The 15,004-nt window shown below is 62.0% G+C and carries 9 protein-coding genes; 4 read left to right on the top strand and 5 right to left on the bottom strand.

All coding sequences use genetic code 11. From position 1 onward, the window contains the following. Nucleotides 1–42: 42 nt before the first annotated feature. Together AC1RDJ_RS22905 and AC1RDJ_RS22900 are read right to left on the bottom strand one after the other, a co-directional pair. A complete protein-coding gene (locus AC1RDJ_RS22905) occupies nucleotides 43–1,224 on the bottom strand; it encodes a trans-sulfuration enzyme family protein (protein ID WP_493028803.1) in 1,182 nt (393 codons plus the stop codon). Then, nucleotides 1,221–2,612, bottom strand: coding sequence for a pyridoxal-phosphate dependent enzyme (locus tag AC1RDJ_RS22900; RefSeq protein ID WP_442905907.1), 1,392 nt, complete (start codon nucleotides 2,610–2,612; stop codon nucleotides 1,221–1,223). The genes AC1RDJ_RS22905 and AC1RDJ_RS22900 overlap by 4 nt, the downstream gene beginning before the upstream one ends. A gap of 295 nt (nucleotides 2,613–2,907) precedes the next feature. Between AC1RDJ_RS22900 and AC1RDJ_RS22895 the strand changes: the two genes are divergently transcribed. Further along, nucleotides 2,908–3,456, top strand: a complete 549-nt coding sequence (locus AC1RDJ_RS22895) for a thymidine kinase (protein WP_071323135.1) — start codon at nucleotides 2,908–2,910, stop codon at nucleotides 3,454–3,456. A 16-nt stretch (nucleotides 3,457–3,472) separates the two neighbouring features. On the opposite strand, the gene AC1RDJ_RS22890 is transcribed toward AC1RDJ_RS22895, so the two are convergent. Continuing rightward, entirely contained in the window at nucleotides 3,473–3,745 is a 273-nt protein-coding gene (locus AC1RDJ_RS22890; RefSeq protein ID WP_071323136.1) for a putative signal transducing protein, read from the bottom strand. A gap of 58 nt (nucleotides 3,746–3,803) precedes the next feature. After that, a complete protein-coding gene (locus tag AC1RDJ_RS22885) occupies nucleotides 3,804–5,774 on the bottom strand; it encodes a methyl-accepting chemotaxis protein (protein WP_071323137.1) in 1,971 nt (656 codons plus the stop codon). Between the two features lie 550 nt (nucleotides 5,775–6,324). On the opposite strand from AC1RDJ_RS22885, the gene AC1RDJ_RS22880 reads away from it, so the two are divergent. Both AC1RDJ_RS22880 and AC1RDJ_RS22875 read left to right on the top strand, forming a co-directional pair. Beyond that, nucleotides 6,325–8,604: a carboxy terminal-processing peptidase gene (locus AC1RDJ_RS22880; RefSeq protein WP_071323138.1), complete on the top strand. Its 2,280-nt coding sequence runs from the start codon at nucleotides 6,325–6,327 to the stop codon at nucleotides 8,602–8,604. Between the two features lie 495 nt (nucleotides 8,605–9,099). Continuing rightward, on the top strand, nucleotides 9,100–12,615 hold the full coding sequence (locus AC1RDJ_RS22875; RefSeq protein WP_493028802.1) for an nSTAND1 domain-containing NTPase: 3,516 nt from the start codon (nucleotides 9,100–9,102) through the stop codon (nucleotides 12,613–12,615). 84 nt (nucleotides 12,616–12,699) lie between these two features. On the opposite strand, the gene AC1RDJ_RS22870 is transcribed toward AC1RDJ_RS22875, so the two are convergent. Beyond that, entirely contained in the window at nucleotides 12,700–13,623 is a 924-nt protein-coding gene (locus AC1RDJ_RS22870; RefSeq protein ID WP_493028801.1) for a LysR family transcriptional regulator, read from the bottom strand. Between the two features lie 106 nt (nucleotides 13,624–13,729). On the opposite strand from AC1RDJ_RS22870, the gene AC1RDJ_RS22865 reads away from it, so the two are divergent. After that, on the top strand, nucleotides 13,730–14,947 hold the full coding sequence (locus AC1RDJ_RS22865; RefSeq protein WP_071323141.1) for an MFS transporter: 1,218 nt from the start codon (nucleotides 13,730–13,732) through the stop codon (nucleotides 14,945–14,947). The last annotated feature ends 57 nt before the right edge of the window (nucleotides 14,948–15,004 follow it).

Genomic DNA, 15,004 nt, shown 5'->3' with positions numbered 1-15,004 from the left:
CGGATTAGCGGCGGCACGCCGCGTAATCCGATAATCCCCACCTCAAATCGCGTCCAGCGCCGTGCGCAGGTCGTGGCGCAGGTCCTCGATGTCCTCGATGCCCACCGAGAGGCGGATCAAGCCGTCGCCGATGCCCAGCCTGGCCCGCTGCTCGGGCGGAATGCTGGCATGCGTCATCAGGGCGGGGTGCTCGATCAGGCTTTCCACGCCGCCCAGGCTTTCGGCCAGGGCAAACACTTCGCAGCGTTCGAGGAAGCGGCGCGCGCCCGCCAGGTCCGTATCGAGGTCGATCGAGATGATGCCGCCGAAACCATCCATCTGGCGCCGCGCCAGCGCGTGCTGCGGGTGCGACTCCAGTCCCGGATAAAACACGGTGCGCACTTCCTTCTGCTGTTCCAGCCACTGCGCCAGCGCCAGGGCGTTCTGGCAATGGCGCTGCATGCGGATGGCCAGGGTTTTCACGCCGCGCAGGGCGAGGAAGCTGTCGAACGGCCCCGCGATCGCGCCCACGGAATTTTGCAAGAAGCCCAGCTGCTCGCGCCATTCCGCCTGGCGTTCTTCCGCACCGACGATGGCGATGCCGCCGATGATGTCCGAGTGGCCGTTCAAATACTTGGTAGTCGAGTGCACGACGATGTCGAAGCCGTGTTCCAGCGGGCGCTGCACGAGCGGGCTGGCAAACGTATTGTCGGCCACGGCGATGATGCCCCGTTCGCGGCAGATGTCGGCGATCGCGCGCAGGTCGGCCAGTTTCAGCATCGGGTTGGTCGGCGTTTCGACCCACACCATCTTCGTTTCGGGACGCAGCGCGGCCAGCAGGTTTTCCGGCTTCGTCAAGTCCACATAGCTAAAGTCATGGCCGGCCGAGCGGCGGCGCACGCGCTCGAACAATCGATAGGTGCCGCCGTACATGTCATCGCCGGCGACGATATGGCTGCCCGCGTCCAGCAATTCCAGCACGGACGAGATGGCGGCCAGGCCCGAGGCGAATGCGAAGGCGGCGCTGCCGCCTTCGAGGTCGGCGACGCAGCGCTCGAGCGCCCAGCGCGTGGGATTGTGCGAGCGGCCGTAATCGAGGCCCTTGTGCACGCCGGGGCTGTCCTGCACGAAGGTGGAGGTGGCGTAAATGGGCGGCATGATGGCGCCCGTCGACGGGTCGGGCGACTGGCCGGCGTGGATGACGCGCGTGGCGAGATGGCTCTTGCGGGGTGTTTGCTGGCTCAAGATAGTGTCCTGCGTAAGTGGTTGAGAAGGTCGAAGCGGGTGATCAGGCCATAGAACGCGGCATCGTCGGCGACGACGGCCGTCAGGCCCCGGTCCAGGGTGGCGCGCAGGGCGGGCAGGCCGCTAGACGGCGCCAGGGTTTCGATCTGCGTCGTCATGGTGGCGCCCACGAGGCCCGCGAAATGCGCGGCGTCGCCGGAGACGTGCAGCAGCAGGTCCGATTCGTCGATGATGCCCACCAGCTGGCCCGCCTCGATGACGGGCAGCTGCGCCAGGTCGCTCGAGCGCATGCGGTTGAAGGCCGTCAGCAGGGTGTCGCCTGGCGCCACGCTGACGACATCGCCTTCGTCGTAGCGGCGTCCGATCAGGTCGCGCAAGTCGCCCGAGCGCGCCCGCTGCAGCAGGCCCTGGTCGCGCATCCAGCCGTCGTTATAGACTTTCGACAGGTAGCGCGTGCCCGTGTCGCAGACAAAGGTGACGACGCGCTTCGGGCTCGTCTGTTCGCGGCAGTACTTGAGGGCGGCGGCCAGCAGGGTGCCGGTGGACGAGCCGCCTAAAATGCCTTCGGCGCGCAGGAGGGCGCGCGCGCTGTCGAAGCTTTCCTGGTCCGTGATCGTATAGGCCTTCGTCACGCTGCCCATGTCGGCGATCGACGGAATGAAGTCTTCGCCGATGCCTTCCACGGCCCACGAGCCGCTCGTGTCGCTGACCTTGCCCGTGTCGATATATTCGGTGAGGATGGAGCCTTGCGGGTCGGCCAGCACGAATTCCAGCTTCGGCTGCGCCTTGCGGAAGTAGCGTGTCAGGCCCGTGAGGGTGCCGGACGAGCCGACGCCGACGACGATGGCGTCCACGTCATGTCCGCTCTGCTCCCAGATTTCCGGGCCCGTCGTCGTTTCGTGCGCCAGCGGATTGGCCGGATTGTTGAACTGGTCGGCGAAGAAGGCGCCCGGCAGTTCGCGCGCCAGGCGCGCCGCGTAATCCTGGTAGTACTCGGGATGGCCCTTGCCCACGTCCGAGCGCGTGGTATGCACTTCGGCGCCCAGCGCCTTCAGATGCAGCACTTTTTCCGTCGACATCTTGTCGGGCACGACTAAAATCACGCGGTAACCCTTGATGCGTCCGACGAGGGCCAGGCCGATGCCCGTATTGCCGGCCGTCGCTTCGACGATGATGCCGCCCGGCTGCAGGCGGCCGTCGGCTTCGGCCGCCTCGATGATGGACAGGCCGATGCGGTCCTTGATGGAACCGCCGGGATTTTGCGATTCCAGTTTCAGGAACAGCTGGCACAGGCCCGTGTCGAGCCTGGTCACTTCGACCAGCGGGGTATTGCCGATCAGCTTGTATAACGCTGGCGGCTGGGGTGGGGATGGCATTCGATCATTCATGGTGGCTCCTGTCAGCGAAACAGCCGCTCCGGATTGTGTCCCGAGCCGCCTTCCGTGCAAAAGGGCGGAGTGTAGGCGCGGGACGGGGTGCTGCGAACGAATGTTTATCTGCTTGCATATGCGGCTTTCGCATATGGGCAGCGGCTTTCACCATGCGAGTATGCGCCGTTTTTTTGTGCCATGCAGCGCTGACGGCGCATGTATTAAGCTGCCGCAAGCTTGCCATTGCGATTTATAATCACGCCTCGAAAAGATACTAAATAGTATTGAAATTACTCAGACAGGGCAGGCGGCAGTGGCAAAACTTTATTTCCGGTATTCCGCGATGAACGCGGGCAAGTCGACGGCCTTGTTGCAAGTCGCACACAACTATGAAGAGCAGGGCCAGCAGGTGCGCCTGTACACGGCCGCCATCGACAGCCGCTACGGCGTGGGCCGCGTCACGTCGCGCCTGGGACCGCAGCGCCAGGTCGATATCTTCCATGCCGACACGAATTTCCTCGACGATATCCCGCAAGTGGCTTGCCTGCTGGTTGACGAAGCGCAATTCCTCAGCACGGCGCAAGTGCAACAACTGCACCAGCTGGCGCAAGTGAAGGGCGTGCCCGTCATCTGCTATGGCTTGCGCACGGATTTCAAGGGCGCACCGTTCCCCGGCTCGGCCTATCTGCTGGCGCTGGCCGACGATATCGAGGAGCTCAAGAATATTTGTACCTGCGGCAAGAAAGCCACGATGAATATCCGCGTGGACGAGCAGGGCCGCCGCATCAAGGAAGGCGAGCAGATCAGTATTGGCGGCAACGAAGCGTACCGCCAGGCGTGCGGGCGTTGTTTCTACGCGTAAGTTTCTACTCGCACATTTACTCGGCCACGGGCAATCCCACGTCGGCGTCGTCCGACAGGGCCAGGTCGCCGCGCTCGAAGGCGGCCAGGATGTCGTTGGCGCGCGCCAGGTCTTTTTCGCGCACCAGCACGCGCGCGCCGCCGATGGCGGGCGCCAGCAGCAGGTTGGCCTGCATGTGCTGGTCGTCGGTGAGGATGACGTCAATGCCGGCCGCTTCCAGGCAGCCGCGGATGACGTGCGCATCCGTGGGGATCATCAGCCGGGCAATCAAAACATAGTCGTTGTGCATCGCGTCTCCTGGTGCATGGATAACTGCATCTTAGCACCAGGCGGCTGCGGGCCGCCGCTTACAGCTTGAACACGCCCACCACCTGCGTCAGGTCCTGCGCCTGTTCCTGCAGCGCTTCGGCGGCCGCGGCCGCTTCTTCCACGAGGGCCGCGTTCTGCTGGGTCACCTGGTCCATCTGGGCGATGGCCTGGTTGACCTGCTCGATGCCGCTGCGCTGCTCTTCGCTCGCCTGCGCGATGTCGGCCATGATGGCGCTGACCTTGCGTACGCTGGCCACCACGGTATCCATGGTGGCGCTGGCCTGGTTTACTTGCGTGTGGCCCAGGTCCACCGTGCTGGCGGAGGCCTGGATCAGGTCCTTGATGTCCTTCGCCGCCGCCGCCGAGCGCTGCGCGAGCGTGCGCACTTCCGTGGCCACGACGGCAAAGCCGCGTCCCTGTTCGCCGGCCCTGGCCGCTTCCACGGCCGCGTTCAGGGCGAGGATGTTCGTCTGGAAGGCGATGCCGTCGATGACGCCGATGATGTCGGCGATCTTGCCCGATGAACTGCGGATCGCTTGCATGGTGCTGCTCACCTGCGCCACGGCCGCGCCGCCTTCGGCAGCCAGGGTCGACGATTCGCGCGCCAGGCTGCTCGCCTGTTGCGCGTGCTCCACGTTCTGCTTGACGGTCGAGCTCAGCTCTTCCATCGAGGCGGCCGTTTCTTCCAGCGAACTGGCTTGTTGTTCCGTGCGGCTCGACAGGTCCAGGTTGCCGCTGGCAATCTCGCCCGAGGCCGTGGCGATCTGCCCGGCGCTGCCGCGCACCTTGCCCACCACTTGCGACAGCTTGTCGCTGATACGGTTCATGGCGCGCAGCAGGCGGCCGATCTCGTCTTCGCTGCGCGTGTGCAACTGGACCGTCAGGTCGCCGTCGGCGATCTGCGCGGCGGCCGCTTCGGCCTGCGCCAGCGGACGCGAGACGAGCACGCGCACCAGCCAGTACAGCAGCAGGGCGAAGACGAGCAGGGCGATGAAGCCGGAAATGGCCAGCTGGTTGCGCAACTGGCGCGCCTCGAGCGTGATTTCGTCCGTGAAGGTGCCGCCGGCGATGATCCACTGCCAATCCTTGAACTGGCGGTAATACAGCTGCTTTTCGCGCGCGCTGGCGCCCGTTTCGCCCGGCGCCGTCCACGTGTAGCGCATGGCGCCATTCTTTTGCGCCAGCATGTCCTGGATGAACAGGCGGCCGTCGCTGGCCTTGAAGTCGAGCGCGCTCTTGCCCTCGCTGTTCGGGTGCAGCACCATGTGGCCGTAATTGGCGCCCGGCGCCGTGTCGACGATATAGATGTAGCCGGTCTGGCCGATCTTGACCTGGCGAATCTTGTCTTTCAGCATGGCCAAGTTCTTGCTGATGTCGAGGCCGATGAACAGCACGCCCACCACCTTGCCGCCCGCATCGCGCACGGGATCGTACTGGGTGATGTATTGCTTGCCAAACAGGGTCGCCATGCCGATGAAGCGCTGGCCCGCGCGCAGCGGCGCATAGCTGGGGTGGTTATGGTCGAGCTGGGTGCCGATGGCGCGCGTGCCATCCTGTTTCTTCAGCGACGTGCTGATGCGCACGAACTCGTCGCCGTCGGCGGCGAAGATGGTGGCGATGGCGCCGGTCTGCGCCGTATAGCGGTCGACCAGGGCCGTGTCGAGGTTCAGGACCTTGGCGCCATTGCTGAGCGCGGGCGTCGCCTTGCCGGCCACGGCCACCAGGGCGCCCGTGTCGACGGCAAACGGGCCGGGAAACTCGGCCGCGAACAGGCGCGCGAAGCTGGCCGCTTCGTTGACCATGGCTGTATGGAACACTTCGGTGGTGGTCATCACGCTATCGAGTTCGCTGGTGACGGCCGCTTCGGCCCGCTGTTCCAGCACCGTGGACGTGCTGATGCTGATCAATGCCGTCAGGCTGGCCAGGATCAGGCTGACGAGGCAGAACGTGAAGACGGTGATCTTGCCGCCGACGCTCCAATGGCGCGGATGAAGGGAAAATGTTTGCATAAGGATGGTCGTATCAAGTCTTGGGTGGGCTAAGCAGCGCGTACACGCCATGCGCATCGCCGCGGGCAAGCAGGCAATGGGGGAAGGGCAATCTGCGGAAGCTGGTACGGCTGGAAAGGGGCAAGGCTGGGCTGTGGCGATGTCAACAGCCGGTCAAGCAGGGGGCGATGATAGCATGGCGCTTGCGTTTTGTTACTAAGTGTTTCCCGTAAGAATGATTAAATGCGCAAAAAACGTCACCTGGATCAAGAAAGGCAAAGATGGTGTCTTGACTTTTTTGGCGATCTGCGGGGTGTTTTCCGGTGGCGGCTTGCGCGCCGCTTGCAGGCGGCGGCCTCATCACGGATGTTTCACTTTGTAATTAATGGAACTGGGCCTTTAATCCGCGCTTAAGCTTCCGGGAAGAAACTGATATTCCATGGGAGACTGGTTGTTGGTATCCTGTAGAATAACTCCAGACCAGTCGTGTATTCCCCTTACTGTCTTGCTGGCTGGCGCATGCATATCAGCGCCGCCTGGAATTGATTTAAACTAATTTTCGGAGAAGCCGATGAAGAAGCAAATGATGCTGGTCACCCTGGCGCTTGCCCTGTCAGCCCACGCTGGCGCAGCCCAGACGGACAAGAGCGCCGCTCCTCCGCCCCCCTTGAAGCCGCTGGCACAGCAAACCCAGGCCGCCCTGTGGGCATCGCGCGTCTTGACGCGCGTCCACTACAAGGCCATGCCGCTCGACGACGCCATGTCGGAAAAGATCTTCGACCGCTACTTCAAGTCGCTCGACGCGGAAAAACTGTTCTTCGTGCAGGCCGACATCGACCGTTTCGCGCCGCTGCGCACCAAGCTCGACGACGCCATCATCAACGAGGACTTGACGGCGCCGTTCGCCATCTACAATCTGTACCAGCAGCGTTTCGATGAGCGCATGGCGTATGCGCGTGAACTGCTGAAAACCAAATTCGACTTCACGGCCGATGAAAGCTACCAGTACGACCGTGAAAAAGCGGCCTGGCCGAAGAACGACGAGGAAGTGCGCGACCTGTGGCGCAAGCGCGTCAAGAACGACTGGCTGCGCCTGAAGCTGGCGGGCAAGGAAGACAAGGCCATCCGCGACACGCTGGACAAGCGCTACGAGAGCTACACCAGCCGCTCGCGCAAGCTCAATAGTGAAGACGTGTTCCAGATCTTCATGAACGCGTATGCGATGTCGATCGAGCCGCATACCAATTACCTGGGCCCGCGGGCCTCGGAAAACTTCGACATCGCCATGCGCTTGTCGCTGGAAGGCATCGGCGCCGTGCTGCAGACGCGCGACGAATACACGGTGGTGCGCGAAGTCGTGCCGGGCAGCCCGGCCGGCCTGTCGGGCAAGCTGAAAGTGGGCGACCGCATCGTCGGCGTGGGGCAGGGCGAAAGCGGCCCCATCACCGAAGTGCTGGGCATGCGCATCGACGACGTCGTGCAGCTGATCCGTGGCGCCAAGGATTCCGTCGTGCGCCTCGACATCCTGCCGGCCGATGCCGGCCCCGATGCCAAGCACGTGGTCTTGCCGCTGGTGCGCAAGAAAATCAGCATGGAAGAGCAGGCGGCGAAGAAATCGATCATCGAAGTGCGCGACAACGGCGTCAAGCGCCGCATCGGCGTCATTGCCCTGCCGACCTTCTACCAGGACTTCGAGGCGCGCCGCCGTGGCGACAAGGACTTCAAGAGCGCCACGCGCGACGTCAACCGCCTGCTGGGCGAGTTGAAAAAGGATAAGGTCGACAACGTCCTGATCGACTTGCGCAACAACGGCGGCGGTTCGCTGAACGAGGCCGTCGAACTGACGGGCCTGTTCATCGACAAGGGCCCCGTCGTGATGCAGCGCAATACCGAAGGCAAGGTCGACGTGGAAAGCGACACCAACGCCGGCCTGGCATGGGATGGCCCGATGGGCGTGCTGATCAACCGTGGTTCCGCCTCCGCTTCCGAGATTTTCGCCGCCGCCATCCAGGACTACGGCCGTGGTCTCGTCATCGGCGAAGGCAGCTTCGGCAAGGGCACCGTGCAGACCCTGTTCAACCTCGACCGTTTCGGCGGCAGCGAGAAGGCCCGTTTCGGCGAGCTGAAAATGACCATCGCGCAATTTTTCCGCATCAATGGCGGCACCACGCAGTTGCGCGGCGTCACGCCCGACATCAAGCTGCCCGCCATGTCGGACACGGAAAACTTCGGCGAATCGAGCTACGACAATGCCTTGCCGTGGGTGGCCATCAAGCCGGCGCAATACATGCCAACGGGCGACCTGAAGGATATCGTGCCGCTGCTGGACAAGAAGCACGAAGCGCGCGTGGCCAAGGACAAGGATTTCCAGTACTTGCAGGATGACATCGCCCTGGTCCTCAAGCAGCGCAAGGAAAACCAGATCTCGCTGAACGAAGCCGTGCGCCGCAAGGAGCGCGATACCCAGGAAGCGCGCGCCAAGGCCCGCGAAAAACGCCTGATCGCGCAAATTTCGAATCCTGCCGACGACCTGGTGGTGATTCCCGATCCGAAGGACGTGCTGAAGGGCGCGAAAGCGGCCAGCAAGACGGCCAAGCAGATCGCCGCCGTGAAGGGCGCCTTGCGCACGGACGATGGCTTGCAGGGCGACGAGCGCGCCCTCAGCGCCGAACTCGACGCCGAGACGGCCGCGAAGAGCGCCAAGGACGTGCTGCTGAACGAGTCGGCGCGCATCCTGGCCGATGAAGTGGCGCTGATCAAGGCCGATACGCGCCTGGCTGCGAAAGTCTTGCCATACGGCGCAGGTGCCGATGCCAAGTCGGCGCCGGTGGCGGCCGCCAACGCCAAGTAAGACGGCGCACGCCGCGAAAAGCCGGTTCTTTGCGGAGCCGGCTTTTTTTTGCCGAAAAAGAGCAGTTATATTCCCGGCGTATTTCTATTATTCCAACAATCAATTGGCATGATATGCCGCGATGCAGCATAATTCACTCGTCTCCTCTATTCTCCTCCAAGAAAATAGATTCAGCCCGCTCCCGTAGCGGGCTTTTTTTTTGTTCTTTTCGTTGCGACCTGTGCTTTGTTGATGAACCGGTTAATTTCCGCCGTGTGGCGGCCGATCAATGGCCGGCAGGGGGGGCATCCCGGTACACGAATACATCGGCTGCCAGCGGGCAGAAACGCGTCCCTAGATTCATATCAAAACAGCCTGCATTTCAGCCTTCAAGATTGCAGGGATTGGACTACAGTCAAGCGACAAGGTGACGGCGCCTATCCATTGAGTGAGTACAAGGTTGCCCAAGAAGCAGCACACATGCGACCGACGGTAGTCGCTCGGTAGGGAGGCGCAATGGCCGAAGAGAGCGCGGAAAGTAAGCAAGGCGCTGCGGTGCGCGATTGGCTGTCGCTGTGGACTGAGCGCGCTGGTTTTTTGCTTCCCATGCTGACGGCCTTGTCCGGCGTCTTCCTTTCCGAGCGCCAGGCCAAGGTTTTCGCCTATTGCGCTGCGGCTGTTCTGGCTGTTGCCTATGCTCTTTTTCTTTACTGGCGAAGCCGCCGTCGGCCGCCACCACTCCCGCCAACGCCTCCGGAAGCGCTGGATACCTCCATCTTGCGCTCCTTTCTGCCGTTCGAACAAGGCGACACGCTGATCGGCCGTCGTACTGATTGCATGGATGCAATGGTGATTTTGCAAGGCGCGGAATTTCGCTTTGGCGTGATCTGGGGCGAATCGGGTTGTGGCAAGACATCATTCTTGCGTGCTGGCCTGGTCGCGGAGTTGCGCCGGCGTGGTCATGCTTGCATTTACCTGGGACGGCCGTCCGACGATCCCGGCATGGCGATCGAACTCGCGTTCAGCCATCACGGCGGTACCGGGCGCCTGTTCGTCATCATAGACCAATTTGAGGAATACTTTCTCACGCACCCCAGCCATCATGCGTGTAGCGCACTGGGAAACCGCATGCGAAAACTACTGGATGATCACCAGCACTGTTCGCTCGTGATCGCCATACGGCGTGACTTTTTTGCGCGATTGCAAAACTTCGCTCCCGATATTCCGGATCCAACGTCGCCGCGGACGACGTTCGAGTTAATTAATTTGAGAACACATTCCGCGCGTCAAGTTCTTGCGCACGCGGCTGCCGACGAGGCTGTCCAGTTCGAAGCCGCGCTTGTGGACGCCATCATCGAAGACTTGGAGAGCAACGGCGAGGTATGGCCCGTCGAGCTCCAGTTGATCGGCACTCGTCTCAAGCGCGCGCATGTCCGGGAGAAGGCGGTGTATGTCGCACTGGGCCGCAAGGCTGGCGTGATTGGCACCTTTATTCGTGATGAGATTACGCGCCTTCCCAAGCCTGTCTTGGGTGAAATCGTTTTGCGCAAACTTTGTGCTCCTGGAGGCATCGCAAAATCACCTGTCGATATTACTTTTGACGCCATCGTCGAGGACGTCCGCGCGCGCGATGCGACCCTGTTGGCCGGCGGCGAGCTTGCAACGTGCTTGATAAAGTTGCAGGAAGCGCGCGTCGTTATCCGAACCGGGCCCGATACATATAATTTGACCCATGATGCGCTGGCGCCCCTGATTCAGCGAGGAACCACCGGCCTGCAAGGAGCGGCCGAGGCTGCAGACCGTTCCATTTCATTCTACCTTGGCGCATTTCGCAACGATAGCATGGTGCGAATTCCTATCCGGACTCTTCTACAAATCCGCCGCCATGCGACACCCCAAATCCTCGCCGATCGCCTTGTAAGGGAACTGATGGCGAAAAGTTGGCTCAGCGCTGCTTTCGCACTGAGCTGGCCGGCCGCCATGGCAGTCCTGGTACTGGTGGTGGGCGGCTATGTTTTCGCTTTCCGTAGCTGGTCGATAGGTACGGGGTCCGTGGCATTTGCTTCGGTTCCGCCGTCAGTGGTAATACGCTTCAGCACTCCTTTCACGCGTATCCTTCCTGGTACGGACAAGGTTGCTGTGGAAACATCGTTTGATATTGATCAGCTCGATCCAACGAATATAACGGCGATTACTCAGGTGCCGCGCGGGGATATCTGGGGTATTGGCGGCACGCAGGACGCCGTGGCGCATATCGCCGACGTCCTGGATCCACTCGAGAAAATTCGTTTCCTGCGCATTGCTGGAAAACCGAAAGAGGCAGCGGCCGCGTTCGCCGCCTTCAGTCGCGGAAAACAAGGTGCTTTTCGCTTGAGGGAAGCTTCCGATGCGATCGGACTAGCCGGCAGGGCGAATGACGAACAGGACACGGACGAGGTTGCGGAAGCGCTTATCCGAATCCTGGGCGTCACGCCATCGCCACCTGACCTGCAAAGCCAGCTGGCTGCAGCTGCCGGCTTGTTGCGCATAGCCGAGACCCGGGCTGGCGTTGCTGATCGGATGACGCTGAATTTGCAGCAATCTTTGGCGATTTTCAGGCAGCAAAGCATCTACAAGAAGTCCACTAGGCTGGGGCCCCTTTTTGATGCGGAGACTTATCTGATCGAAGCGGCGATTGAGCAACTGCTGCTGAACGGCATCTCGCAACCGACGGAAGGCGATCTCAAAACACTTGAAATGATCATCGATGACTCAGAAAGCGCCCCGTTAGCGCGGGTCGGAGCATTCGGCCTACTGGAAAGTTATGCCGCTCGCAATGAAAGTCTTGCCTTGCCAGTATTAAGGTACTTGTTAAAGATCACGATACGGCAAACCGTTGAATTCGAGTGGTGGACGTATAGAGTCGTGGACATCCTCCAGATAATTCTTCGTAGCCACCCTCACGCGGCGGAGCACGCGTCAATAACGGAACTGCTGACGTCTGCGCAGGCCGCCTCTGCAAAAAACAATAATCTTGAGTCATCCTTGATTGCGCTCAGCTTGTTCGGGAGCGAAAACAGGCCTGCCTTCTCTGCAAGATTGATGGAAACGCTGAGGGAGCGACTTAGTAATCCAGAAACACGTATTCCCAATCGTGAAGTCGCGTTGATCGCATTGTCTCACTTGGTGGCGGCTAACCCTGGCCTTCAAAATTCGCAAACGACACGTCTGGTGGCCGATCTGCTGCATGAGGCCGATGCAACCGGAAGTCATCAGAATCAAGTTGGACGGCAGCCTCTCATATATGCTGCTGCAAAGCTCGCGGCGTCGGGGCAACTTGATACGGAATGTGCGCAGCTTGCATTGAACTTATTGGCGCACGTCCTCAATGATAACGATGCTAAGTTTCAAGACACTCCTGTGTATCCTCTCGACGTGGAGCTGAAGCATCTGTTAAGCGCCGGCGCGCGGTTGACCCCGCAGATGATGGACGCCGTCGTTACAGTAATCGGATCCTCGTCCTTGCGAAGAAAGCAATTTGTAGCGGCGGAGATATTGATCGCTGTTGCCAGAACGCATCCTCAGGAAGTGCTGAGGCGCCAATCCACAGTTGACAAGGCGGTACTTGACCGGGAGTTTGATCGCACGAGTCGTCTGCTGGTTCTCGCTGCCTTCGGCCAGGCAGATGCCGTCACCGGTAGCGATGCAGAGCGGTTGGCGCGATGCAAGAACCTGCTCGCAGCGAGAGACAGGGTGGATGGCTGGCGAAGAGGCGCCTTTTGCGCGTTCTTTTTTGCGCTCGATCACCCCACGGCGCAAACGCCATTGCAGATTTATCTCAAGGACATGTCCGAAGGGGGTACCGGTGAACGCATGGCGGCGCGGATGACGCTGGAGATGCTGGTTACTGCGCAGCGCGTCGTAGAGGCAAGGAATAATTCCTCCCTGTTGCCGATGACGAGGGCAAGACTGCGGTATGACCTGGGCGATCAGGAGCGGCATGTGGCAATCGCGGCGCGGGCAGGCTTGATTGCGCTGGATAACGGTTTCTAGGCAGCCCTCTATCATTTGTGATGTGCAAGATCAGTGCATAGGGGCGATGCCATCGATTCTCATGGTAGACATCAAGCTGTTCTTTTATGGCCGGCTTGCCGGCCGCACATCCGCGTTTTGTGCCAGCAAATCAGTGAGCCAGCCGGCAAACGCCTGCAGCTTGGGCGTGGCCAGGCGGCCTTGCGGCGTCAGCAGCGACATCGGCATCGGCGTTGGCGGGCAAGCGGGCAGCACGGCCACCAGCGCGCCGCTGTCGAGGTGCGGGCGCACCTGGTACAGGGCCGCCTGCGCCAGTCCCAGCCCCTGCAAGGCGCAATCGACGCTGGCGTCGGCATCGTTGACGGCGATGGGGCCGGCCATCTGCACGCGCACCACTTCGCCGCCCCGCAGGAAATCCCAGTCGAAGGCGCGCCCCGTGCGGCCCGAGTAATGCATGATGCCCTGGTGCACGGCCAGGTCGGCCAGGGTCTGCGGCGTGCCATGCTGCGCCAGGTAGGCGGGCGAGGCGCACGTGATGAAGCGCATCAGGCCGACCTGCCTGCCGATGAAGGCGGAATCCTGCAAGGTGCCCACGCGCAAGGCGCAATCGATGCCTTCCTGGGTCAGGTCGACCAGGCGGTCCGTCAGGCTCAGCTGCAATTGCACGTCCGGCCAGGCGGCGTGGAAGTGCGCGAGATGCGGCACGACCAGCCTGCGGCCCACCGTATTGGGCAGGTTGATGCGCAGCAAGCCGCGCGGCTTTTTCGCGTCGGGACCGCGAAACGCCAGTTCCGCCGTGTCGACGGCCTTCAGGATGTCGATGCAGTGGCGAAAGTACTCGGCGCCTTCCGGCGTCAGGGACAAACGGCGTGTGCTTCGCTGCAGCAATTGCGTGCCCAGGTAGGCTTCCAGCTTTTGCAGGGTGGCCGTCAGCGCGGCGCGTGGCAAATTTAATGTTTCGGCCGCCTTGGAAAAGCTGTTGGCCTCGACGATGCGCACAAACGTTTGCATGGCCTTGATCTTGTCCATCGTGATTGTTCATTTAATGTGAAAAGTGTAGGGCGATTATGCCCTAATTATCTTTGCCCCGGCTTTGCCTAGAATAGCGACATCCCTAACGAACCGAGGAAATAATATGCACAAGGCCTCTTCCCACGCTGGCGCAGCCGATATTTCACCAGGCATGGTGCTGCTGCTGGCCATCGCTTCCGGCCTCATCGTCGCCAACCTGTATTACGCGCAAACCCTCGTCGGGCCCATCAGCGCATCGACGGGCCTGTCGGCCAAGGCGGCCGGGCTGATCGTTACCCTGACGCAAGTGGGTTACACGCTGGGCCTGCTATTTGTCGTGCCGCTGGGCGACTTGCTGGAAAACCGCCGCCTGATCGTCACGGCCTTGCTGGTGACGGCCGTGGCGCTGGTCGTGGCGGCCCTCTCCACGGGCGCCGTCGTGTTCCTGGCCGCCGCGCTGGCCATCGGCCTCGGTTCCGTGGCGGCGCAGGTGATCGTGCCGTTTGCCGCCCACTTGTCGCAGGAAGCGACGCGGGGGCAAACCGTGGGCAAGGTGGTCAGCGGCTTGTTGCTGGGCATCATGCTGGCCCGTCCGGTGGCGTCGCTGGTGGCGGCCCATGCCAGCTGGCACGTGGTGTTTGGCGGCGCCGCCGTGCTCATGCTGGTGCTGGCTGCCGTGCTGCGCCGCGCCTTGCCCGTGCGCCAGCCCGTGTCCAGCATGCGCTATCCGGCCTTGATGGCCTCGCTGTGGCATTTGCTGCTGGGCACGCCCGTGCTGCGCCGCCGCGCCGCCTACCATGCGGGCCTGTTTGGCGCCTTCAGCCTGTTCTGGACCGTCACGCCGCTGGTGCTGGCCAGCCCCGCGTTCGGCCTGTCGCAAACGGGCATCGCCATCTTCGCCCTGGTCGGCATGGCGGGCGCCATCGCCTCTCCGATCGCCGGCCGCCTGGCCGATGCCGGCCATACCTTGCCGGCCACGGCCGCCGCGCTGGCGCTGGGCATCGTCGCATTTGCCTTGCCGATGTTCGCGCCAGAGTCGAAGCACGTGGCGCTGGGCTTGCTGGTCGTCGCCTCCATCGTGCTCGACATGGGCGTGGCGGCGAATCTCGTGCTGGGCCAGCGCGCCATCTTCAGCCTGGGCGCGGAAGTGCGGGGCCGGCTGAACGGCCTGTATTTCGCGCTGTTCTTCGCCGGCGGCGCGGCAGGCTCGGCCATCGGTGCCTGGGTATATGCCAGCTATGGCTGGCCGGCGACTTTGCTGGCTGGCATGGCGTTTCCGGGACTGGCCCTGCTGGTGTGGCTGGGTGAATTTCTGGTGCCGGCCGCACGCCGCACGGCCTGAAGAGCCTGATGGCGCCTCATTATCACTGGGGCGAATTTCCATCATCATGAATATAAA

It is taken from the genome of Janthinobacterium sp. GW822-FHT07H10 (genome assembly GCF_058798675.1).
Note: the sequence above shows the minus strand (reverse complement) of the source record. Positions and strands in the feature narration are given on the sequence as shown.